Source organism: Nocardia sp. BMG51109 (genome assembly GCF_000526215.1).
GTDB lineage: Bacteria > Actinomycetota > Actinomycetes > Mycobacteriales > Mycobacteriaceae > Nocardia.
This window is the reverse complement of sequence record NZ_JAFQ01000004.1, coordinates 3,769,096-3,788,867: the sequence shown is the minus strand read 5'-3', so window position 1 is coordinate 3,788,867 and position 19,772 is coordinate 3,769,096. Positions and strand designations below refer to the sequence as shown.

At 68.5% G+C, this 19,772-nt stretch carries 18 protein-coding genes; 5 read left to right on the top strand and 13 right to left on the bottom strand.

The features are described from left to right. Nucleotides 1-11: 11 nt before the first annotated feature. The gene (locus tag D892_RS0118800; RefSeq protein WP_024802737.1) at nt 12-350 is read right to left on the bottom strand and encodes a hypothetical protein; all 339 of its coding nucleotides are present in this window, start codon (nt 348-350) and stop codon (nt 12-14) included. Between the two features lie 310 nt (nt 351-660). Here D892_RS0118800 and D892_RS0118795 point away from each other — a divergent pair, with 310 nt between their 5' ends. Further along, nucleotides 661-1,866, top strand: coding sequence for a glycoside hydrolase family 76 protein (locus D892_RS0118795; protein ID WP_024802736.1), 1,206 nt, complete (start codon nt 661-663; stop codon nt 1,864-1,866). A gap of 162 nt (nt 1,867-2,028) precedes the next feature. Here D892_RS0118795 and D892_RS0118790 read toward each other — a convergent pair whose 3' ends face one another. The 10 genes from D892_RS0118790 to D892_RS0118745 all read right to left on the bottom strand — a co-directional run bounded on the left by D892_RS0118790 (nt 2,029) and on the right by D892_RS0118745 (nt 11,608). Continuing rightward, nucleotides 2,029-3,369: an amidohydrolase family protein gene (locus D892_RS0118790; RefSeq protein ID WP_024802735.1), complete on the bottom strand. Its 1,341-nt coding sequence runs from the start codon at nt 3,367-3,369 to the stop codon at nt 2,029-2,031. A gap of 263 nt (nt 3,370-3,632) precedes the next feature. Then, complete coding sequence (locus D892_RS0118785) at nt 3,633-4,700, bottom strand: acetamidase/formamidase family protein (RefSeq protein ID WP_232236112.1); 1,068 nt, start codon at nt 4,698-4,700, stop codon at nt 3,633-3,635. Beyond that, complete coding sequence (locus D892_RS0118780; protein WP_024802733.1) at nt 4,697-5,098, bottom strand: gamma-glutamylcyclotransferase; 402 nt, start codon at nt 5,096-5,098, stop codon at nt 4,697-4,699. The genes D892_RS0118785 and D892_RS0118780 overlap by 4 nt, the downstream gene beginning before the upstream one ends. Before the next feature lie 52 nt (nt 5,099-5,150). Beyond that, complete coding sequence (locus D892_RS0118775) at nt 5,151-5,807, bottom strand: GntR family transcriptional regulator (RefSeq protein WP_036567222.1); 657 nt, start codon at nt 5,805-5,807, stop codon at nt 5,151-5,153. Nucleotides 5,808-5,809: 2 nt separating this feature from the next. Next, a complete protein-coding gene (locus D892_RS0118770; RefSeq protein ID WP_024802731.1) occupies nt 5,810-6,679 on the bottom strand; it encodes a hypothetical protein in 870 nt (289 codons plus the stop codon). Nucleotides 6,680-6,733: 54 nt separating this feature from the next. After that, nucleotides 6,734-8,104 (bottom strand): allantoinase AllB, encoded by a 1,371-nt coding sequence (allB, locus tag D892_RS0118765; RefSeq protein ID WP_024802730.1) that lies wholly within the window; start codon nt 8,102-8,104, stop codon nt 6,734-6,736. A 43-nt stretch (nt 8,105-8,147) separates the two neighbouring features. Continuing rightward, a complete protein-coding gene (locus D892_RS0118760) occupies nt 8,148-9,200 on the bottom strand; it encodes an ABC transporter substrate-binding protein (protein WP_024802729.1) in 1,053 nt (350 codons plus the stop codon). Between the two features lie 34 nt (nt 9,201-9,234). Further along, entirely contained in the window at nt 9,235-10,044 is an 810-nt protein-coding gene (locus D892_RS0118755) for an ABC transporter permease (protein WP_024802728.1), read from the bottom strand. After that, a complete protein-coding gene (locus D892_RS0118750) occupies nt 10,041-10,799 on the bottom strand; it encodes an ABC transporter permease (protein WP_024802727.1) in 759 nt (252 codons plus the stop codon). The genes D892_RS0118755 and D892_RS0118750 overlap by 4 nt, the downstream gene beginning before the upstream one ends. After that, complete coding sequence (locus D892_RS0118745; RefSeq protein ID WP_024802726.1) at nt 10,796-11,608, bottom strand: ABC transporter ATP-binding protein; 813 nt, start codon at nt 11,606-11,608, stop codon at nt 10,796-10,798. The genes D892_RS0118750 and D892_RS0118745 overlap by 4 nt, the downstream gene beginning before the upstream one ends. A gap of 491 nt (nt 11,609-12,099) precedes the next feature. Between D892_RS0118745 and D892_RS0118740 the strand changes: the two genes are divergently transcribed. Together D892_RS0118740 and D892_RS0118735 are read left to right on the top strand one after the other, a co-directional pair. Next, a complete protein-coding gene (locus D892_RS0118740; protein ID WP_024802725.1) occupies nt 12,100-13,341 on the top strand; it encodes an oxygenase MpaB family protein in 1,242 nt (413 codons plus the stop codon). A 110-nt stretch (nt 13,342-13,451) separates the two neighbouring features. Next, on the top strand, nt 13,452-15,164 hold the full coding sequence (locus D892_RS0118735; RefSeq protein WP_024802724.1) for an acyl-CoA dehydrogenase family protein: 1,713 nt from the start codon (nt 13,452-13,454) through the stop codon (nt 15,162-15,164). A 291-nt stretch (nt 15,165-15,455) separates the two neighbouring features. On the opposite strand, the gene D892_RS0118725 is transcribed toward D892_RS0118735, so the two are convergent. Together D892_RS0118725 and D892_RS0118720 are read right to left on the bottom strand one after the other, a co-directional pair. Continuing rightward, nucleotides 15,456-17,042: a GMC oxidoreductase gene (locus D892_RS0118725; protein WP_024802722.1), complete on the bottom strand. Its 1,587-nt coding sequence runs from the start codon at nt 17,040-17,042 to the stop codon at nt 15,456-15,458. A 169-nt stretch (nt 17,043-17,211) separates the two neighbouring features. Then, complete coding sequence (locus D892_RS0118720) at nt 17,212-18,021, bottom strand: TetR/AcrR family transcriptional regulator (protein WP_369801759.1); 810 nt, start codon at nt 18,019-18,021, stop codon at nt 17,212-17,214. A gap of 140 nt (nt 18,022-18,161) precedes the next feature. On the opposite strand from D892_RS0118720, the gene D892_RS0118715 reads away from it, so the two are divergent. Together D892_RS0118715 and D892_RS0118710 are read left to right on the top strand one after the other, a co-directional pair. Beyond that, nucleotides 18,162-18,704 (top strand): MSMEG_0572/Sll0783 family nitrogen starvation response protein, encoded by a 543-nt coding sequence (locus D892_RS0118715; protein ID WP_024802720.1) that lies wholly within the window; start codon nt 18,162-18,164, stop codon nt 18,702-18,704. A 9-nt stretch (nt 18,705-18,713) separates the two neighbouring features. Then, the gene (locus tag D892_RS0118710) at nt 18,714-19,772 is read left to right on the top strand and encodes an MSMEG_0568 family radical SAM protein (protein ID WP_024802719.1); all 1,059 of its coding nucleotides are present in this window, start codon (nt 18,714-18,716) and stop codon (nt 19,770-19,772) included.

Genomic DNA, 19,772 nt, shown 5'->3' with positions numbered 1-19,772 from the left:
AGCGCGCCGGATCAGGGAACCAGGGCGTACACCTTCACGACGAATCCGTCTTCCACCGGGCCGGACGGGGCGGCGATGTAGAAACCGCGGCGGGTCAGGGATTGCCGCTCGCGCGGGACGGCCGTTCTCGACCCGGAGGCGATATTCGACAGCACACGCTGGTCGTAGTTGCCCCGGACATCCGACATCACGCTGAACCTGATCGCCCCGGTATCGGGTTCGGTCCGCCAGAGAAGCTCCCGCGACCCCTCCGGGACGGTGGCCAGGGAGAAGTTCTCGCTCGATCGGTCCCGCTGTCCCGACCGGGGGTGGCCATCCGACCGAATCTCCGCGACCAGGACCTCAGCCATCCCTACTCTCCTTCGTGCGTCACGGTCGTCCCGCCTGCCGAACTCTGCCAACGAATATCGAGCGCCGGCGCCGACGCCGAATGCGCGGCGGCGCAGGCATTCACCGGTCCGCTTACTCGTGATCATAGTCGGTCAACCGCTCGTACAGCGGCATTACATGGCGGCCTGCTGAACTGTCACCATGCGTCCTTCGAGGTCCGCGACGAGGGCGAGCAGGTTCGGCGCCACGCCGGGGCGGCCGCTACGAGACAGAATGTAACGGCACGTTTTCGGCTCCGGTGATCGTTGCGCAGCAAGGGAGCCCGAGCGGATGGATCGCCGGAACAAGGGAATCAGCCGGCGCGGCGTGCTGCTGGCGGCCGGAGCCTCGATCGCACTCACCGCCATCGGGCAGCCGACGCAGGCGGGAACGATCACGCCGAAGGCGCCGACCGGCCCCGAGGAGCTCGGGAAGCGTGCCGACCTAGCGGAACGGGCGATCGTGCGGCGACATGTGCGCATGCCCTGGGCCCAGCCGGGGACGCGGCTGGGCACGCTCGTCTGGCCGGCGTCCCTGTTCGACCAGTCGTTCCTGCGATGGTGCTACTGGTGGCAGGCCCACCTGCTCGATTGTGCCGTGGACGCCGCCCACCGCGCCCGCACCCCCGAGCGCATCGACCGGGTCGCTGCCCTCGCCCGCGGCATCCGGGCGCGCAATCTCACCGGCTGGACCAACCGGTACTACGACGATATGGCGTGGCTGGCACTGGCTCTCGAACGCGCCGACCGGCTGCTCGGCGTCCGGTTCGGCGACGCCGTCGGGGACCTGCGGGCTGCCCTGATCGGCGGATGGAATCCTGAGGTCGGCGCGGTGCCGTGGCGGCACGGCGACGATTTCTACAACACCCCCGCCATCGGCCCGACCGGCATCGCGATGGCGCGCTTGGGCGAACTGTCCCGCGCCCGGCACCTCGCCGACTTCCTGCACACCCGATTACGCGACACCGGCAGCGGCCTGATCCTCGACGGCGTCCACGAGCCCGGCGGACGAATGGACCGGACCGTGCACACCTACAGCCAGGGCGTCGTCATCGGGCTGGAGACCGAATTGGCAATGCGCACAGGCGAGTCGAGCCATCGCGGCCGCGTGTCGGCACTCGTCGCCGCGACCGGTAACCGCCTCACGAACGCGGGGGTGATCGCCGGGGCCGCCGGGGATGATTCCGGTCTGTTCATGGGCATCCTCGCCAGGTATCTCGCCGAGGCCGCACTGTCCTCGGGCGACACCTTGGCCGCGAATATCGTGCACGCCTCCGCGCGGGCGGCCTGGGACAACCGTGCGGAGGTGGACGGTCTCCCCCTGTTCGGCATGGACTGGACCCGCGCCGTCACGGTGCCGGCCCACCCGGGAATCGTTCCGCCGCTGACGCTTTCGTCCGGCGGTTCGTCGGCGAACCTGAGCCGCGACCTCTCGGTGCAGCTGAGCGGGTGGATGCTGCTCGAGGCGGACTACCGGCTCACCGCCGCAGGTCGCTGAGTTCGCGGCGGGCGGCGCGTCGCCGGGCGCAGACGGCGGTGTCCTCGAAGAGTTCGACGGTTGACGGTACCGGCCCAGAGGGCGTCGAGCGGGGAACTCAGCGGTGCCGCATGGCCTTCGGACTGCGCTCCACAGCGCTGCACGACGCTCGAACCGGCGCACTCAGCGACGTCGCGCGACGTTCGAACCAGTGTGCTCGGCTGCTCCAGCCGCCGGACCGGCACCGGCGCCCGGCCCGGTAGGGCTCGGCAGGGCGAGGGATCGGTGTGATCGGCCGACGGATACCAGTTTTCCGTGCCGCAGGACGTACCGATCGGCGGGTGCGGTCGCGACGGCGTCCTCGAGGTTCGTCGCCGCGATGGCGAGCAGGTCGGCCCGCGCTCCCGGTTCGACACCGGCCCGGGGTAGCGACATGACGTCCCGGGCGGCCTCGCTGACCGCGTGGTAGGCCTCGCGCGGGGTCAGGTGGGCCGCCGTGACCAGCAGCATGGCGGTCTCCAGGGCGTCGCCGCGGCCCATCGGGTTGTACGGGTCGCGCAGGTTGTCGGCGCCGCCCGCGACCCGCACGCCGGCGTCGAGGAGTGCGCGGACCGCGGTGAGTCCGCGCGGGGTCGCCGTCGGGTGGCCGCGGCCCTGCAGGAAGAGATTGGTGATCGGGAGGGTGACGATCCCCAGATCGGCGGCCCGCACGGCGTCTATCACCCGGGCGCGAGTGCCGGGATCGGTCATCCCCAGGCTCACGCAGTGGCTTGCGGTGACCGATCGCGGGGCGGGCCACTCACGAACCGTGCGGGCCAGGTCCTCGAGCGTGAGCATGCCCGGGTTCAGTTGTTCGTCGGTGTGCATGTCGACGCCCACGCCGCGCTGCCGCGCGACGGCGAGCAGCCGCTGGAGATCCCCGCTCGGATCGGGCGTCTGGTGCGGGTGCCCGCCGACGAGATCGACCCCGAGATCGAGCGCCTCGTGTAATACCTTGTCGCCCACCGCATACGGCGTCAGAGCGACCAGCTGGACGGTCATGATGTCGGCGAGTTCGTCGCGCACCCGCACGAGCGCGCGCACGCCGCGTAGCGGATCCCCGCCACGCAGCAGGTTGACGTGCGAGCGGACGGCGGTGGTTCCGTTGGACAGCATGCGCAGCGCCGCCGAGCGCGCCCGGGCGGCTATCCCGTCGACCGTCAGCCGCGGGGTGTGGTTCTCCCACGATTCGATGGCGGCCGTGAGATCGCCCATGGGCGGGGCGATCTCGTCGAACGACAGCGCCTTGTCCAGGTGGGCGTGCGGTTCGGCGGGGGCGGGCAGCAGGAGGTGACCGGTGAGATCGAGAGCCGACTCGCCGACCGGGCCGCCCGCGGCCGGGGTCACCGAGGTCACCCGCCCGTCCGCGATGCGCACATCTACCTGCCTGCCGTCCATCGTGCGTGCGTTGTGCAACACCGGCACCGGTTTGCCGTCTGCCCATCGCCCGCCGCCCGGCACGGGTACCAACCCGTTCGCGCGCATGATTCTCCTCCTGTCACCGATACCCGGATACGTTGTGCCACAGACTGTTACGAATCAGCACTCGTACTGCAACGCCACTCACCGCCAACCCGTCGTCCCCGCACGCTCGCTTCCAACCCGCGATCCCGGCACACTCACCTCCAACCCGTCATCCCGGCGCGCTTCTTGGCCGGGATCCGCCTCGGGCGCCGGGGGATTCCGGCCAAAAGCACGCCGGAATGACGGAAGTGACGCAGGCACCGGAATAACGGAGGGGTGTCGCGTCAGGCAGCGAGGTCGCTTTTGCGGACCGCACAGTGCACGCCCTTCACCAGGTCGACCACCTGCGTCACCGAGAAGTCACCCGCGGCGCTCAGGTACAGGTATGCCTCCTCGGGTGTCATTCCGGTGTGGTGGACGAGGAATTCGACTGCACGCCCAGCACATTCGGTCATGGCCACGTCCAGGCTCTCGTGCAGGCCGACGACGATCCAGTGCTCGCCGGTGTCGACGAAGGGCCACTCGGCGCGCCGACCGGGACGGGACTTCACGACCGACAGCCGCGCGGTCACCCGCAGTGAACCTTCCAGCGCCGTCAGCGCGATCTCGCCGTTTCCCTGGGCGAAGTGCGGGTCGCCGAGGTAGAAGCCGGCACCTTCCACCTGCACAGGCAGGAATAGACTTGTCCCCGAGACGATTTCGCGGATGTCCAGGTTTCCGCCGAACGGCCCGGGCGGGATCGTGCTCAGCTCCTCGTCGCCGGCGGGTGTGACACCGCACAACCCCATGAACGGCCGGACCCCGATCGACGACCGGCCGCCGTTGTGCTCGAACACCGCCCGGCCACCGGATTCGTCGAGTGTGCAGAACTTGCTGAACACCGGCATCGGGCCGCCGTCGTCCCGGCGAGGCAGCAGATCGGGCAGGGCGCCGCGACCGTGCCGCGTCGAGATGATCCCGTACGGCACACGGGGAGTCAGGTCGAGAAAGTCCACCCGGAGCCAGTCGCCGGGCTCCGCCCCGCGGACGTGCACCGGGCCGAGCACGATGTGCGGCCCCTTGGCCGTGCTCACCGGGTGCAGGTCCGAGGCCGCCAGTTCGACGGCATCCGGCAGGACGTCGCGCTCCGCTGTCCCGAACCGGCCGAAGTAGGCGACGGGATCGCGGCCCTGGTCCTCCATCAGCCCCTCCTGCGACACGGTGTCGAAGGTGACGGTCCGGCCGCTGTCCACCACCAGCACCGGCGGCGTCGCCGCGACCGGGAGGCTCCCCCAGCTCACGGTGTCGGGAGTGCACCAGAGATAGCGGTCGGCCGTACCGGGATCCTTTCCCGCCCTGAGTATTTCGTTCACGGTAACTCGGCCGTCCGGGCGTTGTACTCGCGCCAGCCCCCGGGGACGGTGATCTCACGTACCCCGTCGCCGACGCGCGGCAGCCGTCGGCAGACCATGCTCAGCGAACCGTGCCCGTCCTCGAGCTCTATCACCGACAGCTCGAGTTCGGCCGGTTCCCGGGGAAGCAGGTTCTCGCGGAGTTCGGTGTAGGACACCTCGTAGATCTCCCCGGGAACCGCCCACCCGCCGTCGGAAACGCCGGCGAGCCCGGGAAATTCGTCCCGGAAGGAGAAGAAGCGGTACTTCGGCGCCGTGCGTACCGCACCGAGGTAGCGGGCCGCGACGAGGGCGTCGTTGAGGGACCCGCCGCGCATGGCCTGGCCGTTGACGAACATGCGAACGGCATCGCCGGGCATGATGAATCTCCTTCTGCTGCAAGATGATCCAGTCGAGGAACGCCGAGGCGACTCAGGTCGCGGCGGCGTCGCCGGGACCGCGCAGGGCGTGCACGCGGGCCGCCTCGGTGGCGCGGCCGAGATCGCCGCTGGACAGGTCGTCGAGCAGACGGCGGTGCTGCGACACCGGCTCGTGTCCCGGCTGCTGGACGTAGTCGTCGGTCGGATAGAGGAACGCCTGGCGTTCCAGGAACGAGGAGGTGATCGGCGTGAACGCCGCGCGATTGATGGCCATGTGAAATTCCAGGTGCGCCATCGAATACTGCGGACTGCCGACCCCGTGCTCGCGCAGCGCGGCGCCGAGCGGGTCGAGCAGCGCGTACAGCCCGGCCCAGTCGACCGAATCGGCCTTCGCCGTGATCATCCTGGCGGCGACCTGATCGAACGCCACCCGCAGCTCGTGCAGTTCGGCGCGGGCCGCGGAGCTCACGGCGACCACGACCAGTTGCCCGCGCCGGACCCGCTCGACCAGGCCCTCGCTCGTCAGGCGCTGCAGCGCCTCGCGGATCGGCGTCCGGCTCACGTTCAGCTGCTCGGCGAGTTGTTCCTCGGTCAGCCGAATGCCGCCACCCAGTTCGCCGCTCGTGATCTGTTGCCGCAGATACCGATACACCTGCTCCCGGACGCTGGTCGGTGCGCTGGGGCGAGTTGCCTCGGTATTCCCGGTCATGGTCACGGTGTCCTCGTTGTCAGCAGGGCTGCCCGGCACGCGTTCGTCACCCGCTGCATGAACGTACCGGAGATGACGTTCATCCCACCGCGCAACGCGGCATGCTGCAACGCCGACACCCGGTTGTTCAGATCGAAGTAGCAGTTGCCCGGCGCGAGCAGTTCCTCGAAATCGAATCCGAAGGGCTCGGATTCGGAGGCATCCGTCTCACCCCACGTGGTGGTGTTGACGATCAGCGGCGGGCGTCCGGCACCGAAGAACTCCCCCAGATCCGTCGGGGCCACCGCTTCGGCGGCGAATCGCGCGGCCCACGCGGTCAGCGCCGGCGCGTTGCGCGCGCTGCCGACCAGCCGGGTGCCGGGCCAGGCCCGGCGGCATCCGAGGGCGACCGAATTCGACGAGCCGCCGGATCCCAGGATCAGCACCGTGCCCGGGGTTCGTCCGCCCAGGACGGTCTCCATCGCCGCCTGGGCCGCCCAGGCATTGGTATTGACGCCCACCGGCTCTCCCGCGCGACGGACGATCGTATCGACCACACCGGTCCGCGCCGCCGATTCGGTCGCCCGCGCCAGTTCCCCGGCCACCGCCTGCTTCCAGGGGCTGAGCACCAGCGCCAGGTCCCAGGACGAATCCCCGAGGAGCGCCGACGGTTCCGGGAAGGGCAGCGTCCGGGCGAGTTCGACGCCCGCCGCGGTGAGGGCCTGCGACAGCAGCGCGCCGCCCAGCGCGTGCGGCGCGGTGGTGCCGATGCCCGCGACGACCGCCCCGCGTTCGGCCCCCTCTGCGGAACGACCGAGATCGCGCACCTCCGCCACACAGCGTGTCACGGCATTGCGCAGTGTCGCGGCACCGTCCCCCTCGTCGTCGAGCACCGAGATCCTCTGCGCTGCTATGGATTCCGCACTTCCCAGAGCGTGCACGGCCCCTCACCCCCGGCTCTCGACGTCGCGCGCGGGAGACACCTGACGGCCGGTGGGCGATCCGATGACCTCCCCCTTCTCGAAGATCAGCCGGCCGCGCAGGTAGGTGGCGACCACCGCTCCGGTCAGCGGCCATCCGGCGTAGGGCGTGACGTTGTGCTTCGAATGCAGCGCGGCCGCGTCGAGGACGTGATCGGCGGCCGGGTCGACGAGCACGAAATCGGCGTCGAAGCCGGGTGCGATCTGTCCCTTGCGGCTCATCGACCACCGCCGGGCCGGCGCGTAGCAGCACAGCCGCACGATGTCCTCGACGGTCAGCCGGCCCCGCGCCGCCGCGGTGAGCAGCAGCGGGAGCATGGTCTCGACGCCGATGAAGCCGCCGTACGCCTGCCACACATCGGTTTCGGCCTGCTCGTCGGCGGTGTGCGGGGCGTGGTCGGTGGCGATGACGTCGACGTCGCCGCGGTCGATCCCGGCCCACAGCGCCGCCACGTCCGCCGCCGGGCGGATCGGTGGATTCAGCTTGACCAGATTGCCGTAGGTGTCGTACGCGGTCTCGTCGAGGAACAGGTGCGCCACCAGAGTTTCGATGGTGACCCGGTGGCCCTGGGCGCGTAGGTCCACGACGCGCTGCAAGCCGGCGGCGGTCGACAGATGGTGGATGTGCAGTTTCGTGCGCGCCTCGGTGGCCATCGTGATGATCCTCGTGACGGCCTCCACCTCGACGAAGGTGGGCCGGCCCTCCAGGTGGGCGCGGGGATCCTTGCGTCCCGAGGCACGCAGCCGGTCACCGAACATCCGCAGCAGGTGGTCGTTTTCGGCGTGCACGCCGACGACGAGGTCGGCCGCGGCGGCTGCCTCCAGGCCGCGGAAGATCGCCGCGTCGTTCGGGCAGCGGTTGTCACCCGTGGTCTGGCCCATGAACAGCTTGAAGCCCATCGCGCCGAGTTCGGCCATGGCCCCGATCTCCTCGGCGTTGTCGTGGTCGAGCATGCCGTAGAGACCGAAGTCTACAAAGGCCTTGTCGCGCACCAGTTCCAGCTTCTCCCGGAAGCGTTCCGCGGTGGCCACCGGCGGCTTGGTATTGGGCATGTCGACCACGGTCGTCACGCCGCCCGCGGCGGCGGCCCGGGTGCCGCTGGCGAAGTCCTCCTTCTCGGTCATACCCGGTTCGCGCAGGTGCACGTGGACGTCGACGAGGCCGGGAAGGACGAGCAACCCCGTCGCGTCGAGCGATCGGACGCCGTCGACGGCGAGGGCGTCACCGACGGCGACGACCTTGCCGTCCTTGACGGCGATGTCCTGCCGGCGCCGGGCGTCGTGCGAGACGACCGTCGCGCCGGTGACGACGAAATCGGGGGTGGGAAGTGCGGACACGGGGTGGCCTTTCGTCGGCGAAAGTGGTTCGGGCACAGGCAGTTCAGGTCAGGGCGAGGTCGGGGCTCTCCTCGAACACCTCCCGGATCGGTCCCAGCTCGAACAGGTCGCCCGCGGTGAGCTTCAGTCCACCGGCGGAGATCGACTCGATGTTCGCGCTCACGCTGTCGTCCGGGACGTCGATGATCCGCTGACCCGGGCCGCCGTCGCGGATGAGTTCGTTGCCCGCCAGGCAGCAGTCGAGGGTGCTGCGGGGATTCAGGTCCAGGGTCTTGCCGTATTCGTTGACGGTGAGGTCCGTGGCCCGCTGCGGATCGCTCAGCACCTCGCGCCAACCGCGCACCTCCGCCTTCAGGAATGCCTTCACCTTGTCGCGGCGGTTGTCGATGTTGTCCTGCGTGGTGATGTAGGTCTGGCCGACCAGCGGGAAGCCGACGTCGGCGAGCAGCATGGTGTGGATGTCGAAACCCTTGGCGCGCAGGTCGACCACCTGGCTGTTGACGAATCCCAGGTACCCGTCGATCTCACCGGCCGTCATGCCGATCGGATCGCCCTGCACCGGAACGGTATTGATGCGCGAAGTGTCCAGGCGCAGGGCCGCGAGGAAGTTGCGCCACACCGGTTCGCTCGACGAGGCACAGCCGATGGTCTTGCCGTACAGATCCTCCGGGGTCCGGATCGGCTTGCCGCCCATCGACATCACACACCCGGCATACCGGCGGTAGACCGCGCCGATGATCTTCAGGGGCGCGCCCTTGGCGACGGCCGACCCCACGATGGGGACCTGCGAGACGCCGGCGAAGGTGCGGGTGAGGACATCGGATTCGATGGGAGGCGCCGTCGGCCCGCCCGCGACGAGTTCGGCGCCGGTGAAACCGGCCTCGCGATAGTAGCCGTTCTTGTCGGCGACGAAGCTGCCTGCGAACTGGGAGTTCTTGATCCAGGCGAGCCGCTGCGAGAGCACGCCGAAACCGTCGCCCTCGGTCGCGGCTCCACCGGAGACGCAGGCCGCGAGCGCGGCGGGGGCGGCGAGCGCGAGACCTCCGGCGGCGACGCTGCGGCTCAAGAACTTTCGGCGGTCTAACTGTGCGGACATGGAAACTCCGATGTTCTGGTTGGGGTCGGTGCGCTCACGACGCGGCGCTCATGCGGGACCGCACGAGGTCTTCGACGACGGCGACGATCTGGTAGACGACGACGCAGACCACGGTGAGCACGACCACCGAGGACCACAGCCGGTCGAATTCGAATTCGTTGGCGGCCCTGAGCATTCGGCCGCCCAGGCCGGCGCCCGTCGCCAGCCATTCCGCGAGCAGCGCCCCGACGACGGAGGTCGTCACCGCAACTCGTGCCGCGGCGAACCAGGTCGGGACGGCATGCGGCAGCGACACCTTGAACAACGCCGCCCTCGTCGAACCGCCGAAGGCGGCGATCATGTCCAGATGGGTTCTCGGCGTGGAACGAATGCCGTGCAGCATCGTCAGCAATGCGGGCACCACGACGATCGCGGCGCCGATGATCGCGGTTCCGAGCGCGTCCCGGCCGAAGATCAGCACCAGCACGGGCGCCACGGTGACCATCGGGATCGCGTGCAGCGCCGTCACCGCGGGAGTGAACATCGTCTCGACGAACCCGAAGACGTAGAACACCAGCGACACCGCCGCCGCGAGAGCGAGTCCGAGCACGAACCCGAAGGACGCGTCGAGCAGGGTGCGCGCCAGATCCGACGCGATGGCGGATCGATTGGCCGCCGCGCCCGGACCCGCGACGAGATAGTCCCAGACGTCGCCGGGAGATTTCGCGACGAACGAACTCACGTCGACCAGCCGCAGAAAGACCGACCACACGACGAGGATGGCGACAACGGCGCCGGCGACCGTGAATGCGCTGCGCGCGACGCTGCGCAGGATGCGGGGGCGAGTGGTGACTGGTGCGGTCATGCCCGAACTCCGTAATCGGTGGCGGCCCAAGGCGTGGTGAGGCGCTCCACCACCGCGACGAGGCCGAAGCCGGCGGCGGCCAGGACGGTGGAGACCAGCGTGATGCCCCAGGTGCGCACGACGTCGCTGGACTGCTGCGCGGCGACCAGCGCGGCGCCCAGGCCGACCTCCTGGCCCATGAACTCGCCGATGACCGTGCCGAGGATCGCGGCGGGCACGGCGATCTTCATCGCGGTGAGGATGCTGGGGAGCGCATAGCGCACCTGCACCTTGCGCAGGATCAGATATCTGCCGCCGCCGTAGGCGCGAACCAGATCCGCACCGGCCGGATCCGCCTGCCGCAGACCGCTGATCGTGCCGACCAGCGTCGTGAAGAACACCGAGACGGCGGCCATGATCGCGGCGGTGACCGGCCCGTTGAAGCAGGCCGCGAGGATCGGCGCGATGGCGATCAGCGGAACGCACGCCGAGGCGATGCCGATCTGCAGCACCAGCTTCTCGATCGCCGGAACCAGCAGAACCGCTGCGGCACAACAGATCGACGCCACGTTGCCCCACAGGTAGCCCACCGCGGCGGAGCCGACGGTGACGGGCAGGTGCCTGCCGTAGAACTCCGGCCCGTCCGACACGATGCCCGCCAGGATCTCGACCGGTGCCGCGACGGCGGGGCCGAGAACGCCTGTCGCGCCGACGATCTGCCAGGCCACGAGGATGATCAGCGAGCCACCGAGCCCGAGCGGTCCGCGACGGCTCATGACGCCGCTCCCACGGCGGCGGGCACCGCATCGGCCCCCGCGGAACCGAACAGTATCGAGGAGAGCAGGTCGACATAGGAGTGGAATGCGTTCGAGCGCATCATGTCCGGGGTGCGCGGCCGGGGGAGGTCGATGTGGACCACCTGCCGCACCCGGCCCGGCCGCGGGCTCATCACGACCACGGTGTCGGAGAGGAATACGGCCTCGGAGATCCCGTGCGTGACCATGAGCGTCGTCGCCGGACGCTCGGTCCAGATGCGCAGCAGTTCGACGTTGAGGTTCTGCCGGGTCATGTCGTCGAGCGCGCCGAACGGCTCGTCCAGCAGCAGCACGCGCGGCCGCACCACCAGCGCGCGAGCGATGGCCACCCGCTGACGCATGCCACCGGAAAGCTGTCCCGGGCGCGCGTTTTCGAAGCCGGTCAGCCCGACCAGGTCGATGAGGTCTCCGATGGCGGCCGCATCGACCCGCTGCTTGGCGACCTCGAGCGGCAGCCGGATATTCGCGCTCACCGAACGCCACGGCAGCAGGGCCGACTCCTGGAACGCGATGCCCAGATGATGATGCCCGCGCATGTCGTGCGGCGTCTCGCCGTGCACCAGCACGGTCCCCGACGTCTGCGGTTCCAATCCGGCCAGAATGCGCAGCACGGTGCTCTTCCCACATCCCGACGGACCGAGCAGGGTGACGAATTCGCCCTCATCCGAACGGATGTCGACGCCGTCGAGTGCCGTCAGCTCACGCCGGCCCGCCTTGAACGTCTTCGTCAGTCCATCGATATGGATTCCCGGGGCGGTAGGCGCGCTCATGCGTACTCCTCGTGTGGATGCCTCCAGCCTTGCATCCGAGTTTGGATCCAAGCTCGGATCCAAACTCTAGAGAGCGCTCGTGACCGCACGGTTAACCGGGAAATCTGTCGTGTTACACATCCCGGAGCGCGAGCGGCGCGGACCAAGGACGTTGGGCGAGGCGGCCTTCGGGCTCCAGCGCCGCGGCAATCAGATGAAGTAATCATCGATTCTCACTATTGACAGCACTAGGGGGCGAACCCGACGGCGTCCGCACACCGGCGGCCCACCCAGGCGACGACCTGCCGGGGCGCGGGCATCGCCCCTTCCTCGGCCAGTGCTCTACAACGCCTTACCGCTGCTCACAGGTCGCGCGCAGATTGCCGTTCGAGCAATATCCCGAAATCCCCACGGGCCGCTGCCGGACTTGCTAAGTTAATAGATATTCTTCAAGCCACCGGCGTCGGTGTGGCGGCGTCGGTGGTGCTCCAGCTCAATGAGGAGTAGCGGCGATGGATCAGTTCAACAGACGTATGGCGCTGGCGGCGGGCGGGTCGCTGGGGGCGCTGGGCGCGCTGGCGATGGTGAGTCCGGCTCGGGCGGAGCCCTGGTCGTGGTCTCCCGAGGGGTCGGTAGCGGGCGGCGGTGCGGGCGCCGATCCGCTGACGGTGTGGGACGACGAGGCCGATCCGCTGATCGCCTCGGTGCTCGAGCGCGGCGACGTGCCCGCGATCAATGCCCAGTTGCGCACGTGGACCAAGAACGGCCAGCCGCTGCCCGCGGGCCTGCCGTCCGATCTGCGCGACTTCATGGAATACGCGCGGCAGATGCCGCAGTGGGCCGATCAGGGCAAGCTGGCCACCGCGGTGGAGTTCAACAAGAAGCGCGGCCTCTACCTCGGCGTGCTGTACGGCCTGGCCAGCGGGATGATGAGCACCGTCATCCCCAAGGAGGCGCGGGCGGTCTACTACTCCAAGGGCGGCTTCGACCTGAAGGACCGCATCCTGAAGACCGCCAAGCTCGGCTACGACATCGGCAACGGTAATGCCTACGGCCCCAACGGCGAGATGGTCGTGACCTGTGTGAAGACCAGAATGGTGCACGCGGCGGTGCGGCATCTGCTGCCGCAGTCGCCGCAGTGGAAATACGTTGCCCAGGAAGACGTTCCGATCAGCCAGAACGACATCATGGTCACCTGGCACAGCCTGCCCACGACGGTCATGAAGCACCTGACCGCGTGGAAGGTGCCGATTCCCGAGCACGAGTCCACGGCGTTCCTGCACTCCTGGCAGGTGGCCGGGCACATGCTCGGCGTCCGCGACGAGTACATCCCCAACTCGTGGGATCAGGCGAATTCCCAGGCGGCGCAGGTTCTCGACCCGATCCTGGCGCCGACCCCGGAGGGCGCCGATCTCGCCGACCGGCTCCTCTCGCTGGGCGCCAACCTCGATCTCACCCTGATCACCAAGCCGGTGCTCGGTTCGTTCACCCGCTTCCTGCTCGGTGACAAGATCGCCGACGAGCTGGCCATCGCCCGGGAACCGGTCTGGGATCCGTTGCTGCGGTTCAGCTGGGGCCCGTTCGTCGCCGTGCGCGAGGGGCTGCTCCCGGTCGTGCCGCTGGCGCCGGACGCCTACTGGCTGTTCGACGAGTTCCTCCGCCAAGCGGCCCTGGTCTACCTGGCCGAACTGAAGATGCCGATCAGCATCGAGCTTCCGGTGGCGAACCGCGACATGAGCCGGCCGCACCGCTGATCCGCCCTACCGCCCCGTCGAACCCGGCGGGGCCACCGCGCCGACCCGGCTGCGCCGACGGCTCACCGAGTTGGCGGACGGGTGAATCCAGCTGTCCCAGAGAGGTTGTCATGCATTTGTTCAATCCCGTGACCGAGACGTTCGACGAGTTCGATCCGAACACGCGGGGCCTGCTGCGTTCGGTGGTCGAGTTCTTCGAATCCAAGGGCAAGCAGGCGCTGTGCCGCGATGCGAATGCCGGTGTCTGGTACGAGGACTGGATGCGGTTCCTGGCGCGGTCGCGGATCCTCGCGCATTTCGCCACGCCCGCCAAACATGCCGACGGTGATCCCGAAAAGCGTTGGGACACGGCGTTCATCTCCAAGTTCAACGAGATCACCGGCTTCTACGGCGCGCAGTACTGGTATGCCTGGGGCGTGTCGACGCTCGGACTGGCCATCATCTGGCAGAGCGACAACGATAAGGCGCACCGCCACGCCGCCGAGGAACTGGACCGCGGCGGCATCATCGGGTTCGGCCTGTCGGAGAAGGATCACGGGGCCGACATCTACTCCACCGATATGCTCCTGACCCCGGACGGCAGCGGCGGGTTCCGGGCCACCGGCGGAAAGTACTATATCGGCAACGGTAATGTCGCCAGGATCGTGCCGGTCATCGGCCGCCGCACCGATCTCGACGGGCCCGACGCCTACGTATGGTTCACGGTCGACAGCGGGCATCCGCACTACAAGCTGCTCGAGAATGTCGTGCACGGCCAGAACTACGTCAGCGCCTTCGATCTGGACGACTACCCGGTCGCGCCCGGCGATGTCCTGCACACCGGCCGCGCGGCGTTCGACGCCGCGATGGCCGCGGTGAACTGCGGCAAGTTCAACATCGGCATGGTCGCGATCGGGATCACCGAACACTGCTTCTACGAGACGATCAACCAGGCCGCGAGCAAGATCCTGTTCGGCCACCCGGTGACCGACTTCGGCCAGGTCCGCCGGATCCTCACCGACAGCTACGCGCGGCTGATCGCGATGAAGCTGTACCACGAGCGCGCCATCGACTATATGCGCTGCTCGTCGCCCGAGGACCGCCGGTTCGTCATGTACAACTCGATCGGGAAGATGAAGGTCACCCGGGAGGCCGAACGCGCGCTGACCGAGCTGCTGGATGTCATCTCCGCCAAGGGTTTCGAGAAGGACAGCTACTTCTCGGTGGCCCGCGCCATGATGGCCTCGATGCCGCGGCTCGAGGGCACCGCGCACGTGAACATGGCGCTGACGCTGAAGTTCATGCCGAACTTCCTGTTCAATTCCGTTGATCTGCCGGCGATTCCGGTGCGCCGCGACCCGGGCGACGACGAGGCGCTGTTCCGGCAGCCGCCCGCCTCGGGCCTGAGTAAGGTGCGGTTCCACCACTGGCGCCTCGCGTTCGCCCCGTGGCGGCACCTGCCGAACGTGGCACTGTTCGAGAGCCTGGCCGACCGGTTCGCCGGGTTCTCCGTGGAGGCCCCGCCGACGGACGCCCAGGCGGTCGACCTCGATTACCAACTGGCACTGGGCGAACTGTTCACGCTGCTGCCCTACGCCCAGCTCATCCTGGAGCAGGCGACCATCGCGGGCGTCACCGACGATCTCGTCGACACCCTCTTCGAACTGTTCGTCCGCGACTTCTCCCGCTACGCCCTGGACATGCACTCGAAGGCATCATCCACTGCGGCCCAACAGGAATGGGCGTTGGACGTCCTCCGGAAACCGGCAATCGACGAGGCCCGGTCGGCGCGCGTGTACGACGAGGTGCTCGCGCTCGCGGGGAGCTACGAGATGAACCCCTAGCGCTGCGTCACCGATCCTCGTCATTGCGGATCCCGTCGTTCCGGCGAGCTTCCGGCTCGAATCCATCACCGGCACTTGTGGATTCCGGCACAGGCACGCCGGAACGACGGAGGTGCCTGCGGGCGCTGGTGCGCGAGCGCACGGGGTTGGTCACGTCATTGCGGTACCAGCAGATCGCCGACCGGGCGGTGGCCACGTTCAATACTCGATGCCGAGGCCGTCGCCCGGTCCGAGGGGTGCTGAACGCATCGCCGGACGTGGCAGGGCGGTCGACCGGGCCGAGGGCGGAGATCAGATGACGGTGCCGACATCCTGCGCGACCAGGTTGTCCAGCGCGCGTTCGGCGACGGCCGCGATGGTCATCGAGGGGTTGCAGGCCGCGCAGTTGCCCGGGATGAGCGCGCCGTCGAGCACATACAGGCCGCGCTGTCCGTGCACCCGGCCGTCGAGGTCGCACACCGGGCCCATGCTCGCCCCGCCGAGGGGATGCCAGGTGGACGGGAAGGCGAGGTTGGTATCGGTGAGAATGCTTGCCGGACCGGCGATCTGGTGTGCCAGCGGCCCGATGCGCCCGTTCTGGATGACCGCGTCGCCCTCCTTCGGCCAGCGCAGCACCGCCTCGTCGGTGGCCGCGGAATAGTCGAACCGTCCCCGCGCGTCGCTGACTCCGTAGCCGACCATCATGGTGCTGTGCGCGTCGACCGGGAACGGGGGTATCGACGCCTGGATGATCGTGCTCGCCGTGGCGGGGTCGCTCCAGTTCAGGCTGCCGTAGACGACCGGCCCGCCCTGCGGCTCCCCCAGCGACCGCTCCAGGTCGGTCCAGAGATAGATGCGGTCGGCGTTGGTGCCCCAGTTGCCGCCCAGCCCGTCCGGCATGTCCGGGATCTGCCCCTTCGCGGCGGCACGCACCAGCAGCTTGGTGGTGTTGAGACTGCCGGCGGCCATGATCAGCGCGTCGGTGGTGAGGATCTGGTTCTCGACGACGGTGCCCGTGGTGTCGATCCGTTCGACGTGGACCGTCCAGCGCCCGTCGGGGGCCCGCTCGATGTCGGTGACCTGGTGCAGCGTGCGGACCTCGACCCGGCCGGTCGCCTCCGCGTCGGCGATGTAGGTGACATCGACGGAGTGCTTGCCGCCGTTGTTGACGCCCAGCGCCCCCGAGCCGTCGGTGTAGGAGGGCGTCATCCGGCCGTGGAGCTCGTCGAGCGCGTAGTTCCAGTCGATCGGCATCGGGATCTTCGACACCGGCAGGCCGGCCCGCCGGACCTGCTCCGCAAAGACCCGTGCGGCTTGATAATTCGGGCTGTCGATCAGCGGATCGGGAGCGACGGCGAGTTGCAGCATGCGCGCCACGCGCGGGTAGTGGACCCGGTTCATCGTCGCCCAGTCCAGCTCCTCGGGGAACTGGGTGTGGAACACGTCCTCGGCGGGCTGGAGCGACATACCTTGGTAGACAAGCGATCCACCGCCCACTCCGGCCGCGCACAGGGCCGTCATGTTCTCCCCGGCGACCGCCTCGAGCAGGCCGGTGTAGGGCTCGAACACCATCGGCGTACCGAACAGCCGGGGGTTGGAGCGGTACCAGAGAATTCGCTTGTCGGGTGCGGTCGCCGACGGGAACGTCCGCGCGTTCGGGCCCGTCGGCCAGCGAACCCCGCGCTCCAGCAACAACACCGGAACACCCGCCTGCGCCAGCCGCAGCGACGCGACACCGCCACCGAAGCCCGACCCGATCACGATCGCCCGGTGCTCCTGGCGGGTGAGCGGAACCCGGTTTGCGGCACCGGTGTCGCCACGCGCCGTACCCGCCGCCGCAAGTGCGACTCCCGCGGCACCGGTAGCACCCAGAAAGGAACGACGGGACATTGCGGGCATCACTGACCTCCAGAGCACCGACGGATATGCCCGCACTACGCGCACCGGGTGTGAGCGACAACCGTCCGTGGTCGACTTGCGGACTACCGGCCCGAACCATGCCTTCGGGCGACGCTTAAACTAGACATATACTGCGTATAGTGTCAAGAACAAGTTGCAGAGGTGGCGGTCAGCGCCGTGCGGCAGACAGCGCCGGCACCACCCACTTGGCAACGAAGCGCCGCAGTTCGTCGTCGGTCTCGAGGCCCGGATCGTCGAAGAGAACGATCGACAACCCGAGACGGATCAGAAACTCGACGATGTCCTCCAGCTCCGGCTCGATGCCGGGATCCAACTTCGTCAACGGCGAAAGCAACTCCCGGGCAACCGGTCGTGCGCGCTCGACCATGCCCTCGTCGAATACCGGATTCCCCGGCTCGGGACGCGACAGGCGGGCCATGATCGGATTCTCGCGGACCAGCGACCGGCCGGCGACGAAGATTTCGACGATATATTCCGATGCACTCCCGACCGTGGCGAGTCGTTCCCGGAGATCCTCCGACGTCCGCAGATGCAGGTCCGTAATCGCTTGCGAGACGAGGTCCTCGCGAGTCCCGAAGATCGAGTAGACGGTCTGGCGGGTAACCCCGGCGGCATGCGCGACGGCGGCGATGGTCACGCTCTCGAAGCCGTTGCTTCCGATCAGCTCGAGCGTGGCGTCCAGGATCTTGCTCCGCGACCGCATACCACCAGTATCGACGATCGATTCCGGACAAGCACAACCGCGGCCCGGACCCGACGGAGATTTCGGCAGTATTACCACCTCGAGGACGTCGGCCCCGCCGATTGTTAACGGTCTCCGAAAAGTCCCAGGGCGGCCATTACACGGCGGCGAATCCGCTCCGCTCATCGGCGGCCGGCGCTGCGGCGCGATATGTCCAATACCATTGCCGCACAACCTATTACTCCGTACAACCGCCGCGGTCACGGTGGCGAGCAATCGGCAACTCCGTCTTTTTCCGGACGTGACCAATCGGAAATACGCCGGGCGTCAACTTGATTCATCGAGCGAACCGCTCCCCGATCCGGCAGGCGGTTCCGTCGCACCTGTTTCCGCCCTTCGTCCACGGGAGATGAATCATGTCCGCACCCACCGAAACGTCAGATATCGACAAGGCCATCGAGGAGAACATCGCGAAGTCGCTGGCGGAGATTCCGCACCCGGCGATGCCGAAGGGCAGCAACATCTACGGGGCGACCAAGATCTTCCCGGATTACCGGGCCGAGGCCGGTGAAACCTATTTCACCCTGGTACACGGGATCGCGCACGAATCCTCGGTCAGTTTCGTGGCCGTTCTGCAGGCGACCCGTGCACTGCGCAAGGGCTTCGAATCGGCCATCTACTTCTACGGTCCCGGCGCGATCAACTGCATCGCCAACCGCGGCTTTCCGACCACCGGCGACAGCGGTTTCCCGGGCGAGCAGAACATCAACGACTCGCTGGCAACCTTCCTCGCCGAGGGCGGCAAGGTCTTCGCCTGCCGCTTCGGGCTGGCCCTGCACGGCGCCCGCGAGGAGGACCTCATCGAGGGCGTCATCCCGGCGCATCCGCTGGACGTCCAGGACGCGTTGATCCATTATGCGCGCAAGGGCGCGATCATCAATTCCACCTACCAGGTCTAGGCCGTCGTCATGACCGAGGTATCCACGCGCGTCGATCTGGCATTGCTCGGCATTCGCGTCGATGTGCCGGTGCGGCGTCATGCGGGGGCCGGGCCCAGCGACGACGGTCATGTGCTGTTCGGCGGCGCCGGAGCCGCCGTTCCCATCCGTTCCGACAGCCCCTACACGCTGCGCGGTGACCGGCTCCTGCTGAACGGCGCCGATCTGGGCGTCTCGGTCGAGCCGGTGCGGCGGCCACGCTTCTACGACCTGCGGACCGCCGACGACGTGCCGTACGAGCAGATCGCCAAGCTGCACGGCGCCGACGTGCTCGCCACCACCGTGGTGCAGACCTGTATCCGGTACGCCGAGGACCAGCGTTGCCGGTTCTGCGCCATCGAGGCGTCGCTCGAGGCGGGGCAGACGGTCGCGGTGAAGCGTCCCGAACAGCTCGCGGAGGTCGCGGCCGCCGCGGTCCGGCTCGACGGCGTGCGGCAGATGGTGATGACCACCGGAACCTCGGCCGGAAAAGACCGTGGTGCAAGGCATCTCGCTCGCTGCGTACGCGCGGTGAAGCAGGCGGTTCCGGAGCTGCCGGTCCAGGTGCAGTGTGAGCCGCCGGGTGATCCGGCCACCCTCGGCGAGTTACACGCCGCCGGTGCGGACGCCATCGGCATCCATGTCGAATCCCTCGACGACAGCGTGCGCGCCCGCTGGATGCCGGGTAAATCGACCGTGCCGCTGACGGAATACCGGGCGGCCTGGGCCGAGGCCGTGCGTGTGTTCGGGCGCAACCGGGTGTCCACCTACCTGCTCGTCGGTCTCGGCGAGGATCCGGACGAATTGGTCTCCGGTGCACGGGAACTCATCGACATGGGTGTCTACCCGTTCGTCGTACCGTTCCGGCCGTTGTCCGGCACCCTCGCCACCGACGTCGACAACGCGCGGCCCCCCACGCCCCGGCTACTCGAGGACGTGACCAGAAGGGTCGCACAGGAATTGCGTGCCGCGGGAATGTCCGGCACGGAGCAGAAGGCCGGCTGCGCGGCTTGCGGGGCGTGCAGCGCATTGCAGACCGCGGGAGGTTGA